The following is an 18303-nucleotide window of genomic DNA, read 5'->3' as shown; positions in this document are numbered from 1 at the left end:
ACTCGTGGCGATGACTGATCCGATTCCTCGGACGGCCGTCGGCCGATTTCCCCTTTTGGGGCGGCCCGCAACGAACAGGAGCCGGTGCGGGCGGGCGCGGATCAGCCCTTGAGGCCGCCGGCGAAGCCTTGAACGATGTACTTCTGCATGAAGAAGTACGCGATGAGGATGGGCAGGATGCTGATGATGATGCCTGCGAAGATCAGGTTCCACTGAGCGCCGTACTGACCGACGAATCCATAGACGGCGACCGTGATGGTCTGCTGGTCGGAGCCTGAGAGGTACAGCAGCGGCGTCAGGAAGTCGTTCCACGTGGCCACGGCCGTCAAGATGATTACGGTGCCGGTGATCGGCTGAACGAGGGGGAACACCACGGCCCAGAACGTGCGGAAAGCATGAGCTCCGTCGACAGCGGCTGCTTCTTCGTATTCTGCGGGCAGTGCCCGCATGAACCCTGCATATAAGAAGATCGAGAATGGCATGCCGCCGCCGACGTTGACGATGATGACACCGGCGAGCGTGCCCAGGAGGCCGAGATCGCGGATGGTCTGGTAGAGCGGAAGCAGGGCGAGCTGAGCTGGAAGCAGCAATCCGGCGAGGAAGCCGAGATAGGTGAACCTGGACCACCGTGTTCCCAGACGTGACAGCGGGTATGCCGCCGCTGCGGCGAGGACCACTGTGAGCGCGACGGTTACCACGGTCACGATAAAGCTGTTCATCAGGGCGCCGCCCAAACCTCCCTGTTGCCATGCATCGGAGAAGTTCTGGAGCGTCGGCTGCAGTGGGGGTGCGAGCTTGGCGCTCTGGTCTCCCGGGGCTTTGAGCGAGAGGATCACCAGTACGTAGATTGGGAACAGGAACAGCAGGCCGACCAGGACCATGGAGCCTTCCAGAATTGCTGTCCGCCAGGTGTATCGGTTCATGTCAGCGCTCCTGAAGGGCGAGAAGTCGGTACTGGATGATGGATGCCACCGCGACGAAGATCGACAGCACGACGGCGAGCGCGGCGGCGTATCCGAAGCGGCCGAGCGAGAACGCGTTCGAGTAGATCAGAGTCGAAATGGTGTTGGTGGCTCCGCCGGGACCGCCTTGGGTCATGATGAAGACCTGGTCAAAGAGCTTCAGGCCGCCGATGAGAGACAGCATCACGTTGATCGTGATGGAGGGGGCCAAAAGTGGCCGCACAATGGCCCAGAACCGGCGGATCGGGCCGGCACCATCGATGGCTGCAGCTTCGATGATCTCCTCGGGGATGCCTTGGAGTCCGGCGAGGAAGATCACCATGGAGTAACCCACGAACTGCCAGAAGACGACGACCATGATGGACCAGATAGCAATGTCCGGGTCGCCCAACCAGTTCTGGCGCAGCGCGCCGAGCCCCACAGCCTCGAGCGCTTCGTTGATTCCACCGTCCGGCGTAAAGAGGTTCTGCCAGAGGAAGCCAACCGCGATGGATGTAATCACTACGGGAGCGAAGATCAGCACCCGCAGAACGTCGCGGGATTTGATACGGGAGTTCACCGCGAGGGCGATCAGCAGGCCGGCCACATTTTGGACGACGGTGACCGCAAAAGCGATCAGCAGGGTGTTCTTGACGCTGGTCAGACCGTTCGGATCGGACCAGATGCGGGCGAACTGATCCAGCCCCACCCACTTCGGATCCTGAGAGATTCCGTCCCAGTTGGTGAACGCGAACAGGCTTCCCCGTACGCTCGGATATACGACCGCAAACACGTAGAGTGCTGCCGCGGGGAGCACGAACCACCACACGGAGTGGGCGAAGCCACGGTAGCGGCGGCGCTTTCTCGGCGGTGCTTCATTCCGGCGTACGGCTGTGTCTATTGCCATGGTGCTGGTTCCTTACTGGCTCTTCATCGAGAAGGGGTCGCGGCGCGCTGCTTCGGAGTGAAGTCAGCGCACCGCGACACTGGTGAGTGGCTATGAACTAGCCCTTGAAGGCGTCGTCCATCTGCTTCAGGAGGTCTTCAGCCGAACTGTTGCCACCGATGAAGGCCTGCAGTCCCTCGGTGTAGGTCTGGTTCACTGAGGCGTTCGGCCAGGTCTGGTCCGGGAATGAGAACGTTTTTTCGCTCCGTGCATGCTCGGCCACGCCAGCCAGGTTGGCGGGCGGCGTGTACCCTTCAACGGGCGCGCTCGGGAAGAGTGAACTCGTTTCGAGTGCGATCTTCATCCCGGTTTCAGACAGGTACAGGTCCACGAATTTCTTTGCGAGATCGATGTTCTTCGACTTCGCGTTGACTCCGAGGCCTGCGCCGAGCCCGACGGGAAGAATCGTCTCGGACTTGTTGTCCGTTGCCGGGAACGCTGCTGTCTCGAACGTCGTTCCCGCCGGAGCCTTGCCCTCTATGGTCTTGATCTGCGGGCTGACTGCGACCATGCCGATTGCGTCGCCCTTCGCGACCTGTTCCTGCGCAACATCCAGGCTGGTTCCGGTCGCGTCCTTGGTGAAGCATCCGGCATCCACCATTTGGCGATACTTGTCTAGGACGGTGGTCCACTTGGACCCAGCGAAAGTGGCTTTTCCTTCGGTCTGCTGTTCCACGAAGTCGGGAGTGGGCCCATAAACAAGGGATGCCGACAGGGCATACGGCAGGTAGGGGTAGTTTCCGCCAGCGACGGCAGAGAGGCCATATGCCACTTTGCCCTGGGCCTTCGCGGTACCGCACAGTGCAAGTACTTCGCTGAAAGTCGATGGTGCGGTGGCACCGAGTGCCTTCAGGGCCTGCGAGTTGTAGATCGCGGGAATGATGGTGGAGGCATTGGCGCCCATCAGGATTTTCCCGTCGGCGCCCATGACGGCCTTGTTCGCGTCGTTGTACTTGGATACCCATTCGGACGAGCTCAAGTCTGCGAGATAGTTGCCCTTGGCCAGGGTTTGCGCAGCGATCGGACCACCGTTGCCCGGGAACACAACAACAATGTCCGAAGCAGTGCCGGAGACGAGCTCCGTGTTGATCTGCGTAGTGATTCCCGGCCAGGGGAGTCCGGTGTAGTCGATGGTGACGCCGGGATTGTCTTCTTCAAATTTCTTGATCAGCGCGGCAGCGACATCGTCGTCGGCCCAACCCGACATCTTGAGTACCGTGCCACCATTTGCGCCGCCGGAATTTGACTGGGGGCCGGCCGAGCAGCCGGCAAGGCCGAGGCCCAGGGCCGTCAGTACCACGACAGGCAGTGCTGCAATTGCTTTACGCATGAAATGCTCCATTGGACTTCAGAGGTACGCGTGAACCGGGCGTTCAGGCGCAAGTCACGCGGTCAAGTGAAATGGATTTCCGATGTGACGTAGGACAACGCTAAGCCCCGCCGCATCTCGATGTCAATTGATTTACGTAAATCAATTGACACTCGGGTCCAGCTTCCGTGAATCGATTGACGCGGCGCCCGTTAGACTTTATGAAGTACCGATCCACAACGGAGGGAGACACGATGGCGCAACCCAGCTCGCCGACCGGTCGGAAGAAGCGCCCCTCCCTGGCGGACGTCGCCAACCACGCAGGCGTGTCACAGGGCGCCGTATCGAAGGTGATCCGCAAGGCCTATGGCGTCAGTCCCACGATGCAGCAGCGCGTACAGCAGTCGATTGAGGCGCTCGGCTATCGGCCCAGAACCGGCGCGCGGAGTTTGCGCGGGCAGACGTTCACAATTGCCATCAGTTCCGAGATTCCCCAAATCGGCAACGACTTCTTCACGCAGGTTACGAATGGGGCAGCGCGAAGGCTCACCGGCAGCGGCTACCAGCTGATCATCGCACCAGCCCTTGCCGGGGAAGGAGATCAGCACGTACTGGAATCACTCGTGGACCGGGAAGTGGACGGCATCATAGCCATCTCCCTTGACGTCAGCCGGACAACACTCGACCGGCTCGCGGAGTACGTCCCCATTGTCCTCATCGGCCGGCACGACGAGCCGCAGAACTACGACACCGTCACGAACGATGACGCAGCAGGGGTCATGCTTGCGATGGGCCACTTGCTCGAGCTGGGCCACAAGCGAATTGCCCACCTCACCGTCAAGCCGACAGCGGACCTGCCCGGATCGAGGCCACCGCACGCCATCCGACAGGAAACCTACGAAACGCAGATGCTCAAGCACGGCCTGCACCCCCATGTCCTCTACGCAGATGCCTCAGAAGCATCCGCTTACGACACGGCGCGGCTTCTCCTCGACGACCAAGAGCCCCCCACCGCCATCTTCGCCGGAAACGACACTCTCGCTATCGGAGCACTTCGTGCCGCCGCCGAACGTGGGCTCACCGCACGCGACGTTTCAATCGTTGGATACGACAACATTGAACTCGCAGGTCACCCGCTAGTGTCCCTAACCACAGTCGATCAGTACGGCGCTACAACAGGTGAAGCCGCCGTCGACCTCTTGATGGAACGCATAGCGGAATCACGCACCGAACCCCGACACGTAAAGCTCGACCCGAAACTGGTCGTCAGAGGCTCCTCATCAGAACCGGGGATGTCCGATAAACGGTACGTGGAGCCCGGCCGATTTTCGCCCTCCCCACGCCTGACACAGAGCCGATAATAAAGATTCTGTCAAGCTACTCGCGGAGGTATTGGCGGAGTCCGGGGATTGCGAAGTCGACTTTGCCGTAGCCTGCGGACTCGATCAGGCCCGCAGCGATGAGCCTATTCCGGTACTTGGATACGACGTTGGGCTTGGCTTTGAGGATTGCGCCGATCTGACCGGCGGCAGAGGGCCCGTCCTGGCCGGCCATCGCGTCAAGGAAGTCGCGGTCTCTGTCCGAGATGTCTGACAGTGCTGATTCGACGATCACCAACGTGTTCCGTCGTTGGGCCGCAGTGATTCCACGGTGGACGTTGGTCTGGTCGAGTTTCCATCCTGCCTTGTCGGCTTCGAGCCAGAGGTAGTAGCCGACCAGTTGGATCAGGAAGGGATACCCCCTCTGTGGCTTCGGCGGCCTCTTGGATGAGGTTTGGGGGAGATGCCGATGCCTCCCTGGCTGAAGAGCTCGCTGTACGATGCGGGAGGTATCAGCTCCTCATCAAAGCCCTGCTGGATGCGGCCACAGACTGAGCTTCCTACTGTATCGACACAGAGGCGCTTTTAGTCCCGCCACCCGCCGACGCCACCTGCTGGAAAGGTAACGGAGGGCATCTCGGATGCTTCAAGCAGTCGCTGTTCTGGGCCTGTCTCAGAAAGAAGTCAAGACGAACACGAAAGCTCGTCCGATTGGTGTGCCCTCGCTAGACGGTTGCTTACCGCATGGCAGTTTAGCCAGGGTGGGGGCGTGCGGCGCCTGTCACGAGAGGTAGTGCAGAATCGCCCGGGCCGTTTCCTCCGGAGCACTGACGTGGGGGCAGTGTCCGGTGGCCTGAAGCTGCATCAGGGTGCTGTGTCCCAGATTCTTGTGCAGGTAGGCGCCCACTTCCGGCGGGGCAAGGCGATCGTCGGAGCACTGCAAAATCAGGCAGTTGGTGCGCAACTTTTTCAGTTGTGGGCGGGTGTCGGAAAAGAAGGTTACCTCGGCGAAGTGGCGTGCGATGGCGGGATTTGTCCGGCAGAAGCTGGCACGCAGGTCCTCCGCTAATTCCGGCTCCTGCGGATTGCCCATGACCATGGGCGCCAGGGCCGCTGCCCAGGCGAAATAGTTGCTGTCCAGGGATGCCAGCAGGCCCTCGATGTCTTCCCGGGAAAACCCGCCCACGTACCCGTCGTACGGGTCATCCGTATGACGGGGCGAAGGAGCAAGCAGGACAAGGTGGGAGAAACGGTTGGGGTCCCGCACTGCGGCGATCACGGCGATCATTGTGCTGACGCTGTGGCCCACCAGGATGACGTCCTCAAGTTCGAGGGCAGCGCAGATCTCGAGCAGGTCCGACGCGTACCCGTCCAAGGACCCGTACTTCTCCCAGTCATAGGCGCTGATGTCGGAGTTTCCCGCACCAACATGATCAAAGAGCACCAGCCGGTAATCATCAACGAAGTAGGGCAGCAGCTTCCGCCACATAGCCTGATCACAGCCAAAACCGTGGGCAAACATCATTACAGGCCCATCATCCCGGCCGGTTATGGTGACATTGTTCCGGCCGATTACCGCAGCAACTGCTTCGATCACATTCTCACTGACGCTCGTCTAGGGTGGTGTCCTGCCCCAGACTATCCACGGGAAATAAAGAATCCTAGGGATTCCTACACTATGACCTTCAAGGTGACGTCGACTCAAAACAAGGAGCCGTGTATTAGCTTGGAGTTGCCGCTGTGAAAGGCTGCAGTTATGGACACCTCATCTCGGGAACATGACCTCGTTCTTTACGGAGCGACGGGTTTCGTTGGCCGACTGATCGCCGCCTACGTCGCGGAGCATGCGCCGGCCGGTATGCGAGTCGGTCTCGCGGGCCGGTCGATGTCCAGACTCGCGACGGTTCGGTCGCAGTTGCCGGTCGCGGCTCAGGCATGGGCCCTCATCGAAGCCGACTCGGAGGACGCGGACTCTATCGCCGCCCTGGCCGCGAACACACGCGTACTCTTCACTACCGTCGGTCCATATGCGAAACACGGACTACCCGTCGTCGACGCCTGCGCGCGGGCCGGTACGCACTACGCCGACCTCACCGGTGAGGTGTCCTTCGTCCGCGAGGCGATCGATTGTTACGACGCTTTGGCCAGGACGAGTGGGGCCCGGATCGTGCACTCCTGCGGCTACGACTCCGTGCCGTCTGACCTCGCTGTACTGATGCTTCATCAGGCGGCAGAAGCCGATGGCGCTGGCGGTCTGGTCGAAGTCCAACTCGTTGCTACGGCCAAGGCTGGCATCAGCGGAGGAACGCTCGAATCGATGCGCGGGCAGCTCGACGCAATGCGATTGAGCCCTGCCCTGCGATCATTAGCTGCGGACCCCTACGCTCTGAGCCCGGACCGCACACGGGAACCGACGACACAACAGCCCCCTGACTCCGGCCCTGTGCGCCATTCCGATGACGGCACCTGGACCGCGCCCTTCATCATGGCCCCGTTCAACACCCGGATAGTGCGCCGTAGCAACGCCTTGCAGGGCTGGGCCTACGGCCGCTCCCTTCAGTACGGCGAGGTGATGGGGGTGGCCCGGGGACCGGCGGGAGCGGTCATCGCCAGGGCGATGGCACTCGGGCTCCGGGCATTCACAGGCGCGATGGCGTTCCCGCCGACCCGAAGGGTGCTTGACCGCTCTCTTCCGGCACCGGGTGCGGGTCCGACCACAAGCATGCAGCGCGCGGGCTGGTTCCACTCCCAGGTGACCGCCCGCACCGAGGACGGACACCGATACCAGGCGGTTGCTGCGGGCCCCGGTGATCCCGGCTATGCCGCCACCGCCGTGATGGCAGGCGAGACTGCACTCGCTCTTGCCCTCGACGGTGACCGGCTGCCCGCCGCGAAAGGATCGCTGACACCCGCCACTGCACTCGGCAACGTACTCATACAGCGAAACGGGGAGTTCCCCGGCATGAACGAGGTGTACGGGGAGTTCTTCGACAAGCCCTATCCCGCCCGCACCACCGTCTCCGCCGGACTGGGGCCCGGAATGAAGGTGGAGATCGACGGAATCGCCGTGCTGTCGGGGTGACGCCAGGGAACGGAATTAGGTGAGGGGCGTGATGGGAGTGACGGAAAACGGTACTGCCAAGAGCGGTTCCGCTTCCTTCACAAACGCCTTGACATGGTCTTCTTCGTTATGCGCTGCGAGGTCCTCGTCACGCGCCCAGCCTTCGAAGAGAACGAAGGTACCGGGCTGATGTTCGTCAGAGAAAACGGTGTATTCCAGGCATCCTTGGTCTTTCCGGCTTAGCGTCTGAAGAGCGTGGAGGGCTTCCTGGAGGTCGGCTTCGTGCCCTGCTTTGGCGATGAAAACCGGCATGAGCCAGACTTCTGCAGTCTCCTGGCGGATCGGGAGGGGCTGTGGCATCTTGCCTTCCTTGCTTATGGTCGTCCTGGGTTTCCGGGAGGGACGGCTTTTCGCCGTCCCTCCCGGAAATGGGGTTAGTCGGTGATCTGCGGAACTTCCACCCATGATTCTTTTGCAGCGGATTCGACAATTGCGTCGTCGATGAGGGCCACCTGGTAACCATCGGCGAAGTTGGGGCTCACGCTGCCGCCTTCTGCAATGGCCTTGAAGAAGTCGTACGCTTCGATGATCTTCGTTTCCCCGTAGCCAATGCCCAGAGCTGGAATGGGCCACAGGCCTTCTCCGTAGGGATGGGCAGGGCCGGTGTAAACGGTGCGGAATCCGCGGCGGTCGGCCTGGTCGGAAGCGAAGCAGACCTGCAGCTCATCGCGTCGTTCGTAGTTGAAGACGATGCTGCCTTCGGTTCCGTGGATTTCGAAGGTGATGTAGTTGTTCCTTCCGTGCGCGTTGCGTGTTGCCTCCACGGATCCCACGGCTCCGTTGGCGAACCGGATCATCGTCATGACCTCGTCGTCGACATCAACCGGGCCCCGCGGGCCCTCTCCGCCCCGTACGGTGCCGAGCGCATCGGCCCCGCCCGCCTGGAGGGGCCGCTCGGGAATCCAGGTGGACAGGACCGCGTTGACGGCGCTGAACTCGCCGACGAGGTAGCGGGCCATGTCGAAGACGTGCGTGGCAATATCGCCAAGGGCGCCGGAACCCGCGATTGACTTCTGGAAACGCCAGGACAATGGCGAGTTAGGGTCGGCGCTCCAGTCCTGCAGGTAGGTCCCGCGGAAGCTGAGGATCTTGCCTATGGCACCTTCCTCGATGTACTTCTTGGCCAGCGCAACTGCAGGCGTGCGCCGGTAGTTGAAGGCGACCATGTGGACGATGTTCTTGTCTTTGACTGCGTCATACATGGCCTTGGATTCTTCGCCCGTGCGGGCCAGGGGTTTTTCGCAGATGATGTGCTTGCCCGCTTCGGCGGCAGCTATGGCGATTTCAGCGTGGAGATGGTTCGGCGTTGCAATATCCACCACGTGGATGTCCGGATCTTCGATGATGCTGCGCCAGTCAGAGGTGGAGTTTTCGAAGCCGAAGCGACGGGCCGCTTCGGCGGCCAGTTCCGGATTGGCCTCCGCGATGACCTTGCGGACCGGAAGAGCCGGTGCTGGCCAGAAGAACATGGGCATGGCGGCGTAAGCGAGGGAATGGGCTTTGCCCATGAAGCCCCCACCGATGAGGCCGACGTTGAGGTTCTGCATGTGAACGAGGTTCCTTTCGGAAAAGACGGGAGTCGCCGAGGCTGGCTTTCCCTGATGGTCAAAATTGGTTAGAGGATTTTCTCGAGATACTTCTTGCTGATTTCGGCAGCTTCGCGGGGATCGCCGTCGTAGTTGTCGAGTTCGACCATGAGCCAGCTGTCGTATCCGCTTTCCCGGATGGCGGCAATGATGTCCGGGAAGTCGAGTTCGCCCTGGCCCAGCGGGAGGAAGGTGAACGGGGTCTGCTGGAAGTCTTTGAGGTGGACGTGCCGGATCCTGTCGGGATACTTCCGGATGACTGCGGCCGGGTCTGCTCCGCCGGCTGCAAGATGGGCCGTGTCCGGGCAGAAGCCTATCCGGGTAAGCGGCATGAGCTTGTCCAGCTCGTCCGGGCTCTCCACGATGGTGCTGAGATGCGGGTGGTAGCTTGCCGACAGCCCAAAGCTTTCTGCGATGTCCGTGACGCGGTCCAGCGCTTCACCGAGGCGGCGGTAGTCCTCCTCGTTGGTTCCGGCAGCGCGTCGTGCCCCACCGCCGACGACGAGCCGTTCGGCTCCGAAGTTAGCCGCCAGCTCGGCGGCCCGGTGGATCCGGTGCATCTCGTCGGGCAGGATGTCGGCGTAAATGAAGTTGGCCCCGGTATACACACTTGCCAGGGAGACCCCGGAGCTGCTCAGGAGCTCTTTGAGTTCCTCCGGTTTGTTGGCATACTCCGCGAGGTTGCCGTCGAACATTTCCACACCTTCGTACCCGACAGATGCGATGTCCCGGACGGCGTCGCTCATGGATCCGTGGGTCATGTAAAAAAGGTCCTTGACGCTCGTCACGCCTTGGGGGTGGCCGACGACGCCGCCCCAGGTGATGGAACAGTAACCAAGTTTCATTGTTTGTGCCTTTCGACTGCGGGGATGGACTGCGAGTTGCGTGCCGGAATCACCGGCATTGTTTACTTCTTCCGGGCGAGCGCGACGGCGAGAATGATGATGACGCCGCGGACCACCTGCTGCTGGCTGCTGTCGAGCCCGGCCAGGATCAGTCCGTTGTTGATCAGGCCAATCAGCAGGGCCCCGAAGAGAGTTCCGACGATTGAGCCGAATCCGCCAAAGAGGCTGGTTCCACCCAAAATGACTGCGGCGATGGCGGAGAGTTCGTCGCCTGCTCCCCATTGGAATCGGCCCGACTCGAGGCGGCCGGCGTACAGCATGCCGGCGACGCTCGCCACCATGCCCGAGATGAGGAGCACCTGGAATTTGATCCGCTTGGTGTTGATGCCGGTGAACTCTGCCGCGTTGCGGTTGCCGCCTGTGGCGAGGACCTGCCGGCCGAACCGGGTGCGGTTCAGTACGACGGCGCCGATGGCAACGAAGATGGCGCTCCAGACCACCAGGCCCGGAATTGGACCGAAGTTCCCCGATCCGAACAGCGTGTTGAAGGTGTCGTTCAGAATCGGCTGGGGCGCCGAGGCGGTAATCCACTGGGCAACGCCAACGGCTATTCCCAGCATGCCGAGGGTCACCAGGAAGGAGGGGATTCCGAGGAGGCTCACCAGGGCGCCGTTGACCGATCCGACCACGAGCCCGACGGCGAGGCCGGCAAGGATGCCGGGGATCAGGCCCCACTGGGAGAGGGCCATGGCGGTGCAGACACTGGAGAGGCCGGCTACGGATCCGACGCTCAGGTCGATTTCAGCGCATGCGATCACGTATGTCATGCCTACTGCTATGACGGTGATGGTGGCAGTCTGCCGGAAGATGTTCAGCAGGTTGTTCGGCGACAGGAAGCCCTGGTCGCGCAGCAGAACGGCGAAGAAAAGGAAGACGACCACGAAGCCGATGTAGATGACGTAGCGGCGCCAGTCGAGTTCTTTCAGGATGGTGCCAAATTGACGGGGTGCCGCGGTGGTGTCCCGGGGCGCGATGGTGTTTGCCTTGCTCACTGTTCAGACTCCCTGGACTGCAAGTTGGAGATATTCCTCGTCAGCGATCTCGCTGCGGGGGATGTCGCGGATGATGGAGCCGTCCTTGAGGACGAGGACGCGGTCGCTGACCGCGAGTAGTTCGGGATACTCGGAGGAGATGACGATGACGGCCTTGCCGGCATTGGCCAGCTCACGGATCATGTCCAAAATTTCGCTTTTGGTGCCGATGTCGACGCCGGCCGTTGGCTCGTCCAGGATCAGGATGTCCGGATCGGTGCCCAGCCACTTGGCGATGACCACCTTCTGCTGGTTGCCGCCGGAGAGCAGCCGCACCGGCCGGTGGGGGTGGGCTACCTTTACTGCGAACCTCTTGATCAGCGACGAGGACAATTCCTTGCCTTTGGTGCCGTCCAGGAGGGGTCCGCGCTGAATCTGTCCAAGCAGCGGCAGCAGCAGGTTGTCCTGGACGGAGTGCTCGAGGACCAGGCCCTGGTCCCTGCGGTCCTCCGGGATGAGGGCGACGCCGGCGTTGATGGCCTGCTGCGGAGTTGCAAGGTTGACCTTCTTGCCGCGAAGCAGGACCTCTCCGCTGTCCACCTTGTCAATGCCGAAGAGTGCCCGCGCTAGCTCGGTGCGTCCGCTGCCCATGAGTCCTGCCAGGCCGAGGATTTCGCCGGGCCGGAGTGCGAAGGACACGTCCCGGACCCGGTGGCCGGCATTCAGCCCGCGGACCTCGAGCAGGGGTGCCGCGTCCTGGGCCACCTGACGGGCACGGTACGAAAGCTGGCCCTCGATTTTCTTCCCGACGATCCCTTCCACGATCTGCTCGGGAGTGACGTCAGTGAGCGGCTCCGTGAGGAGGTGGCGGCCGTCGCGGAGGATGGTGATGCGATCTGCGAGCCGGTACACCTCGTCCATGCGGTGCGAGATGTAAATGATGGAGATGCCACGTTGCTTAAGGCGGTCAATCAGTTCGAAGAGGGCCTCGGACTCGTGCCGCGCCAGGCTGGCGGTCGGTTCGTCCATAATCAGCACAGTTGCGTCCTGTGCGAGGGCCTTGGCGATTTCCGTCAGCTGCCAGTAAGCGGTGCCGAGCCGTGAAACCTCTGCCCGGGCGTCGACGTCGACCTCCATTTCGGCGAAGACCTCCTTGGCCCGCTTCACCGCGGTTCGGTCGTCGATGAGCCCGCCCGGGCCGAGCGGTTCAGCGGCGAGGAAGATGTTCTGCGCAACGGTCAGGCTCGGCACGAGGCTGAATTCCTGGAAGACCATGCCGATCCCGGCCGCCTTCGCGTCCTGGATCGAGTTGATGGAGGCAGGTTTGCCTCCGATGAGGATCTCGCCGGCGTCTGTCTGGTAGACGCCCTGGAGGATCTTCATGAGCGTGGACTTCCCGGCACCGTTACCGCCTGCCAGCGCGTGGACCTCGCCGTGGCGGACGTCGAAGCTGACATCCTTCAGCACGGAAACGCCATTGAAGCCCTTGGAAATCGAGCGCATCTCGACGACATTGTCTGCGGTGTTCATTGTTGCCCTTTCGGCGCGGTGCGGGGGTGGGGCCCCCGCACCGTCGGGTCTGGCTACTGCTTGTAGGACTCTTGGATGTCCTTCGGGGCGTCCTCGTGGTAAACCTGCTTCCAGGCCTCCAGGACGTTTGAGTGGTCAACCGGGAGGGCGCTCAACGCCACGTAGGCCGGCGCTTCCTTACCGAGCAGGGCGCCTGCGCCCAGCCGTGCTTCAGTAACACCCTGGTCGAAGGGAACCTGCGCTCCGAGGCCGACGACGAGCTCGTCCTTGGCCAGGGCGATGGCAACGTTTTTGCCGAGGTCCTCTGTGGCGATCTTCAAATCCTTCCGGCCGGAGGCACGGGCTGCTGCCATGACACCTTCTGCCGGGACGTCCCATACCGCCCAGATGCCGGCGAGATCGGGGTACTTGCTGATCATGGCGTTGGCCGCAGCCTGGGCGTCTCCAGCGAAGTCCGGGCCGGCGATGCCCTTTTCCTCCACTATCTGGATCTCCGGGTATTCCTTGGTGATGGTGTCCTTGAAGCCTTCGTGCCGCTGCTTGGTCACAAAAAAGTCGGCCTGGTGGAAGACAAGGCCGATCTTTCCCTTGCCGCCGAGCGCTTTGGCCATCTGGTGGGCGGAGACGACGCCGTTGCCATAGTTGTCGGCAGAGACAACGGAGACGTAGTCCTGGCCGGCGGTCAAGCCCTGGGGAACGTTGTCCATGAAGATGAGCTTCGTGCCGGCAGCAGCGGCCTTCTTGTAGGCGGAGGCGGTGGCAACGGGATCCGTGGGGATGGACACGATGATGTCCGGGTCCTGTGTCATCACGGTCTCGAGGTCGGAGACCTGCTTGTCCGGCTTGAAGTTCGCATCGGTCGTGGCGATGACCTTGATGCCCAGCTTTTCGAATTCGCTCTTGAGTCCGTTGACTTGGGCGGTGGCCCAGTCGTTGCCGCCGTAGTGCATCACAATTGCTGCTGTGGCGTTGAGTCCTTTGACCTTCTCGATCTCTTCAGGCGTCAGGTCTGCAACGGACGCGGGGGAGGGCGTTTCGCCGTTGGGGCCCTTGCTCAGGACCTGTCCCGTGATCTTGTCGAGGGCTTGTTGAGCCTTTTCGGAGATACCGGCGTCAGGAGCGTTCGAGCTAGCCGTTGTGGAGCTGCTGCAGGAGGCGACCGAAAGTGACAGGACTGCTGCCACGGCCATGAGGGGAAGCCTGCGGATCATCATTGTTCTCCAGTGCTTTGAGGTGGATGGATGGTTGGGGTAGATCAGGCGAGGGCTATGGCCAGCGCCGGGGGAATCGGCGACAGGACGAGACCAGCGGCGGCCGAGGCTGAACGGATAGCGCCGGCCTTGTCCGAAGCGCACAGGATGGCCTGTGCATGCTCTTTATTGACGAAGAAGCCCAGGGAGCACGGCCCATAGTGGGCTTGCACCCATCTCACTGCTTCGCCTGCCGCTTTAGTCATGTCACTGCCAGCTTCGGCAGCCGGGCCGTCCAGCGTGGACACAGATGCGCCTCCACCCGACGTGTCAACGGTGATGACCATGCTGGCCCAAAGGACGTTGTCATCGAAGATGCAGACAACGGCCGAGGAGCCAGCGGTGACGAAGGCCCGGACGGCTGCCGCGAGATCATCGACTGCTTCATCAGTGAGGAGCAATGCCAGATTTGCCCACTGCCCCCAGTGAATATTTCGAAGCCTGAAACAGGAATCGAGCGCAAGTGCATCTGCAACGGTGCCAGGCATTTCCGCTCCTTCCTCATTGAATGTTTTCGCTTCCGTAAACGCTAACGCGGCTACCGTGAACGTTTACGGAGACGATCGTAAACGTTTACGGAATGAAGTGTCAAACCTCACAGCAGCACGACGGAGGAGCAATGGGCAGGACCGGCGTCGACATAGGATTGACAGGCACGCCGTACCGGCGCCGGCGTCGGTACTGGCGACGCGAGACAGGAGAGACCATGGCAGACGCTGCAATCCCACGCGGGGCGAAAGGGCGGCTTTCGGACGCCCCGCCGCGGCGGAAGCCAACCATCAACGATGTCGCCCAACTCGCCGGAGTCTCGTTTGGCACTGTCTCACGGGTCCTGAACGATGCACCGGACGTCAGTGCCGCAACCCGGCAGCGCGTTTTGGACGTCATCAAGGACATTGGGTACCGCCGGAACAGGGCGGCCACCGCGCTGGTCACCAGCCGGTCCACCTCCATCGGGATACTGTCCGACGGCTCCCCTCGGTTCGGTCCTGTCGGGACACTCATGGCCCTTGAGAACGTGGCGCGGAAGAAGGGCTACGCCACAACCGTCATCAGTGTGGAGCAGCCCTACGCAGAGTCTGTGCAGCCCGCCCTGGACACCCTCGATGACGTCGGCGTGGGTGGAATCATCGTCATCGCACCAGTGGTGGATATGGCGGCAGCAGTCTGGAATGCATCATGCCGGGTGCCCGTGGAGATGATTGCCGCAGGTGCATCATCCACCCCCAACGTGTTCACATACTCTGAAAACCAGGAGCTCGGAGCACGGCTGGCCACCCAACACCTCATCGACCTGGGCCACACAGACATCGCCCACATCGCCGGCTCCATGGACTGGTTCGACGGACGGGTGCGCAAGCGCGGCTGGGAGGCCGCGCTTCGTGACGCGGGCCTTTCGCCCGGGCTCTGCCTCGAGGGCGACTGGAGCCCCCGATGGGCCTACGAAACGGGCCTGAAGCTGGTCCGCGAAGACAGGGTCCCCCAGGCGATCTTCGCGGCCAGCGACCACACTGCCCTCGGGCTTATTCGCGCGTTTGCCGAAAATGGGGTCCGCGTCCCGGACGACGTGAGTATTGTCGGCTTCGACGACATCGAAGGTTCCGACTATTTCCTGCCGCCCCTGACCACCGTGCGCCAGGATTTCACTGCATTGGCGCTGATGAGCATGGAGGTGCTTATCGGTGCCATGGAGGGGCAGGAGGTAGACCGTACTCCCATCGCACCCACACTTGTTGTACGCAACAGCTCCACCCGCGCCACACCCCGCACGTCACAGGAGACGTAGCAACAAAAAACCCTTGCGCGCGCGTCCACCGCTGCGCACACTGGACGGATGTGAGGATTGAACCCTGCCGGCTTGAGCAGCGCTGAGGCCAGGGCATGGCCCGCAACGTCCCTTCGAGGAGCATCCATGAACGGTCGGATCCTGTCAGCTCGCCGTGCTCTTGTCTGCGTTGCAGCCGGGGCAGTGGCCGGCACCGTCGCAGCGGTAGCCGTAGAACCTTCCCTTGGCCCCCTGGCCGGGTGGTGCACCGCCGGCGTCACCGCTCTGGCATGGGTGTGGCGGATCTGCTGGCGAAAGGATCCATCGGGGACTGAACGCCTCGCACGCGAGGAGTCCGCCTCCCGTGTGACCGACAACGCGATCGTCACGGCTTGTCTCGCGAGCATCGCGGCCGTGGTGGTCGCATTAATCCAGTCCAGCGACCGGAGCGAAGATCCCACCTCGGTGGCATTGGTCATCCTGGGTGTCCTCGGCACGATAGTTGCCTGGGCGCTCGTCAACACCGTCTATGCCTTGAAGTACGCCCGCATGTACTTCCTGGATCACCCCGACGACGGGTTCGACGTCAAGCAGGAGAAGCAGCCTACCTACAGCGACTTCGCCTACTTCGCCTTCACCGTGGGGATGTCGTACGCCGGGCCTGAGATCGAGCCCATCAATACTGAGGTCCGACGCAAAGCTCTTCTTCACGCTCTGCTGTCGTATTTCTTCGGCACAGTCCTGATCGCGGTCTCCATCAACTTGGTCACGAACCTCGGCCAAGGATGACGTGCGGGTGTCACCAGCAAATGCCTTGCTGGTGACACCCTTCGCCGTTCTGGCAGATCAGTTGTCAGGCTCTGTGCGCTCCTTTCGCAAGGTCCTATAGGCCGCTGCGAGCCCTACAGCCGCCAGCACCCAGGGGCCGGCCACGATGATCGGGTCGATCCACTGGTGGTTGGTGTCGGCCCGCTTTTGTCCGAAGCGTGAGCTTATGCCGTGGCTGGAGAACTCGCTGAGCACGCCGGTTTCGGTCACGGGGTTGTCCGGGCGCAGCGTCGCCAGGGACTTCACGTGGTGTTCCGTGGCGTCCACGCGGTCTGCGGCGACGAGCAGGAGCCAGTGCGCTGCCCGGCCCTCGCTGTACTTGTAGGCGTACTTCCGGATGGCCCCGGACGCGCCCTTGGGTGGGGTGGAGGTCCCGAAAACGGGGGTCAGGAAGGCGTGTTCGACGGACCGTTCCCGGGGCCATTTCTCGGGCTGGCGCTCAGGGAAGTCCCAATGTGCGCCGGTTTCGATGCCAGGTTGTTCGCGAGGGTAGGAGGGCCTGTCGGCCGGGTCCAGGTCCGCACCCCAGCCCGGGATCCGGGCGCGCAGGTCCTCCACGGACTCCTTCAGGGCCGGCTTGGCCGCGGTGTAGGGCGTTGGTATCTCAGCCATGATGGTTTTTCCTTTCAGGCCGCGCTGGGAATGACGAGGGGCTTGATGCATTCATCGAGCTTCGCGGAGAAGATGTGGTATCCCTCGGCGATGTGTTCCAACGGGATGCGGTGGGTGACGATGTCGCTGGGCTTGAGGTACCCGTTGCGGATGTGTTCGAAAAGCCGCGGCCACTGCCGTTTGACCGGGCACTGGTTCATCCGTAGCGTCAATCCTTTGTTCATGGCGTCACCGAATTTCACGGCACTGAAAATCGGGCCGTAGGCGCCCACCACGGACACGGTGCCGCCCTTGCGGACGGAGTCGATGGCCCAGTTCAGGGCAATGGGGGAGCCGCCCTGGAGTTTCAGTTTGCTGCTGGTGACGTGCTGCAGGAAGTTGCCGTCCGCCTCGGCCCCCACCGCATCAATCACGACGTCGGCGCCCAGGTAGTCAGTGGCTTTCTTCAGGTGCACCACAATGTCGTCGTATTCCGCGAAGTTGTACGTTTCAGCGTGGGCGAAGGTGCGGGCCTTCTCGAGCCGATACTCCAGGTGGTCGACCACAATCACCCGGCCTGCGCCCATCAGCCACGCGGACTTGGCGGCGAACAGGCCCACTGGCCCGGCGCCGAACACCACCACCGTGTCGCCTTGGACGATGTCGCCGAGTTGGGCGCCGAAGTAGCCGGTGGGCAGGGCATCGGTGAGCAGGACGGCGTCCTCTTCGTCCATCCAGTCCGGGATCAAGCCTGGCCCGACGTCGGCGAACGGTACCCGCACGTACTCGGACTGGCCGCCGTCGTAACCTCCGCAGGTGTGGGAGTAGCCGTAGATGCCGCCCACCGCCGTCGCGTTCGGGTTCACGTTGTGGCAGTTCGAATACAGGCCGCGGGCGCAGAAGTAACAGGACCCGCAGTAGATGTTGAACGGGACCATCACCCGGTCCCCGACAGCCAGGTTCTGCACCGAGGAGCCCACCTCGTGCACCACGCCGATGAATTCGTGCCCGAAAGTCATTCCCACCCGGGTGTCCGGCATCATGCCGTGGTAAAGGTGCAGGTCAGAGCCGCAGATCGCAGCCCTCGTCACCCGCACGATCGCATCATTAGGATGCTCGATCTTAGGGATGTCCTTTTCTTCCACGCGGACCTTGTAGGGCCCGCGATACACCATTGACCGCATCAGTACCACCTCCGGGAAATAGTTTGTTCAGTCATCAGAATTCTCCTGTCTGGGTTT

18 protein-coding genes are annotated in these 18303 nt (G+C 62.2%); 4 read left to right on the top strand and 14 right to left on the bottom strand.

Annotated elements, in window-relative coordinates; genetic code table 11:
- Positions 1 to 101 precede the first annotated feature (101 nt).
- The 3 genes from B5520_RS00800 to B5520_RS00790 all read right to left on the bottom strand — a co-directional run bounded on the left by B5520_RS00800 (position 102) and on the right by B5520_RS00790 (position 3217).
- Positions 102 to 923 carry a carbohydrate ABC transporter permease gene (locus tag B5520_RS00800; RefSeq protein WP_079595164.1) on the bottom strand — a complete coding sequence of 274 codons (822 nt, stop codon included), beginning with the start codon at positions 921 to 923 and terminating at the stop codon, positions 102 to 104.
- 1 nt (position 924) lies between these two features.
- Positions 925 to 1848: a carbohydrate ABC transporter permease gene (locus tag B5520_RS00795; RefSeq protein WP_079595163.1), complete on the bottom strand. Its 924-nt coding sequence runs from the start codon at positions 1846 to 1848 to the stop codon at positions 925 to 927.
- 97 nt (positions 1849 to 1945) lie between these two features.
- Positions 1946 to 3217, bottom strand: a complete 1272-nt coding sequence (locus tag B5520_RS00790; RefSeq protein WP_176156713.1) for an ABC transporter substrate-binding protein — start codon at positions 3215 to 3217, stop codon at positions 1946 to 1948.
- A 233-nt stretch (positions 3218 to 3450) separates the two neighbouring features.
- Between B5520_RS00790 and B5520_RS00785 the strand changes: the two genes are divergently transcribed.
- Positions 3451 to 4557, top strand: coding sequence for a LacI family DNA-binding transcriptional regulator (locus tag B5520_RS00785; RefSeq protein ID WP_079595161.1), 1107 nt, complete (start codon positions 3451 to 3453; stop codon positions 4555 to 4557).
- A 16-nt stretch (positions 4558 to 4573) separates the two neighbouring features.
- Here B5520_RS00785 and B5520_RS00780 read toward each other — a convergent pair whose 3' ends face one another.
- Both B5520_RS00780 and B5520_RS00775 read right to left on the bottom strand, forming a co-directional pair.
- Entirely contained in the window at positions 4574 to 4810 is a 237-nt protein-coding gene (locus tag B5520_RS00780; RefSeq protein WP_079595160.1) for a hypothetical protein, read from the bottom strand.
- 486 nt (positions 4811 to 5296) lie between these two features.
- Positions 5297 to 6112: an alpha/beta fold hydrolase gene (locus B5520_RS00775; protein ID WP_104443408.1), complete on the bottom strand. Its 816-nt coding sequence runs from the start codon at positions 6110 to 6112 to the stop codon at positions 5297 to 5299.
- Between the two features lie 159 nt (positions 6113 to 6271).
- On the opposite strand from B5520_RS00775, the gene B5520_RS00770 reads away from it, so the two are divergent.
- Complete coding sequence (locus B5520_RS00770) at positions 6272 to 7597, top strand: saccharopine dehydrogenase NADP-binding domain-containing protein (RefSeq protein ID WP_139386192.1); 1326 nt, start codon at positions 6272 to 6274, stop codon at positions 7595 to 7597.
- 15 nt (positions 7598 to 7612) lie between these two features.
- On the opposite strand, the gene B5520_RS00765 is transcribed toward B5520_RS00770, so the two are convergent.
- The 7 genes from B5520_RS00765 to B5520_RS00735 all read right to left on the bottom strand — a co-directional run bounded on the left by B5520_RS00765 (position 7613) and on the right by B5520_RS00735 (position 14366).
- A complete protein-coding gene (locus B5520_RS00765) occupies positions 7613 to 7936 on the bottom strand; it encodes a putative quinol monooxygenase (RefSeq protein ID WP_254865432.1) in 324 nt (107 codons plus the stop codon).
- A 74-nt stretch (positions 7937 to 8010) separates the two neighbouring features.
- A complete protein-coding gene (locus tag B5520_RS00760; RefSeq protein WP_079595159.1) occupies positions 8011 to 9183 on the bottom strand; it encodes a Gfo/Idh/MocA family protein in 1173 nt (390 codons plus the stop codon).
- A 68-nt stretch (positions 9184 to 9251) separates the two neighbouring features.
- Positions 9252 to 10067: a sugar phosphate isomerase/epimerase family protein gene (locus B5520_RS00755; protein ID WP_079595158.1), complete on the bottom strand. Its 816-nt coding sequence runs from the start codon at positions 10065 to 10067 to the stop codon at positions 9252 to 9254.
- Positions 10068 to 10129: 62 nt separating this feature from the next.
- On the bottom strand, positions 10130 to 11119 hold the full coding sequence (locus B5520_RS00750; RefSeq protein WP_079595157.1) for an ABC transporter permease: 990 nt from the start codon (positions 11117 to 11119) through the stop codon (positions 10130 to 10132).
- Between the two features lie 3 nt (positions 11120 to 11122).
- Entirely contained in the window at positions 11123 to 12628 is a 1506-nt protein-coding gene (locus B5520_RS00745) for a sugar ABC transporter ATP-binding protein (protein WP_079595156.1), read from the bottom strand.
- A gap of 53 nt (positions 12629 to 12681) precedes the next feature.
- Positions 12682 to 13842 (bottom strand): substrate-binding domain-containing protein, encoded by a 1161-nt coding sequence (locus B5520_RS00740; protein ID WP_079595155.1) that lies wholly within the window; start codon positions 13840 to 13842, stop codon positions 12682 to 12684.
- 41 nt (positions 13843 to 13883) lie between these two features.
- A complete protein-coding gene (locus B5520_RS00735; protein ID WP_079595154.1) occupies positions 13884 to 14366 on the bottom strand; it encodes a hypothetical protein in 483 nt (160 codons plus the stop codon).
- A gap of 218 nt (positions 14367 to 14584) precedes the next feature.
- On the opposite strand from B5520_RS00735, the gene B5520_RS00730 reads away from it, so the two are divergent.
- Both B5520_RS00730 and B5520_RS00725 read left to right on the top strand, forming a co-directional pair.
- Entirely contained in the window at positions 14585 to 15664 is a 1080-nt protein-coding gene (locus B5520_RS00730) for a LacI family DNA-binding transcriptional regulator (protein WP_079595153.1), read from the top strand.
- Between the two features lie 126 nt (positions 15665 to 15790).
- Complete coding sequence (locus B5520_RS00725; protein ID WP_079595152.1) at positions 15791 to 16432, top strand: DUF1345 domain-containing protein; 642 nt, start codon at positions 15791 to 15793, stop codon at positions 16430 to 16432.
- A 57-nt stretch (positions 16433 to 16489) separates the two neighbouring features.
- On the opposite strand, the gene B5520_RS00720 is transcribed toward B5520_RS00725, so the two are convergent.
- Positions 16490 to 17083 carry a hypothetical protein gene (locus B5520_RS00720; RefSeq protein WP_079595151.1) on the bottom strand — a complete coding sequence of 198 codons (594 nt, stop codon included), beginning with the start codon at positions 17081 to 17083 and terminating at the stop codon, positions 16490 to 16492.
- Positions 17084 to 17097: 14 nt separating this feature from the next.
- Complete coding sequence (locus B5520_RS00715; protein ID WP_079595846.1) at positions 17098 to 18246, bottom strand: zinc-dependent alcohol dehydrogenase; 1149 nt, start codon at positions 18244 to 18246, stop codon at positions 17098 to 17100.
- Positions 18247 to 18303 lie beyond the last annotated feature (57 nt).

Source organism: Arthrobacter sp. P2b (genome assembly GCF_900168295.1).
Taxonomy (GTDB): domain Bacteria; phylum Actinomycetota; class Actinomycetes; order Actinomycetales; family Micrococcaceae; genus Arthrobacter.
The sequence above is the reverse complement of the archived record's forward strand: the minus strand, read 5'-3'. Positions and strand labels throughout refer to the sequence as shown.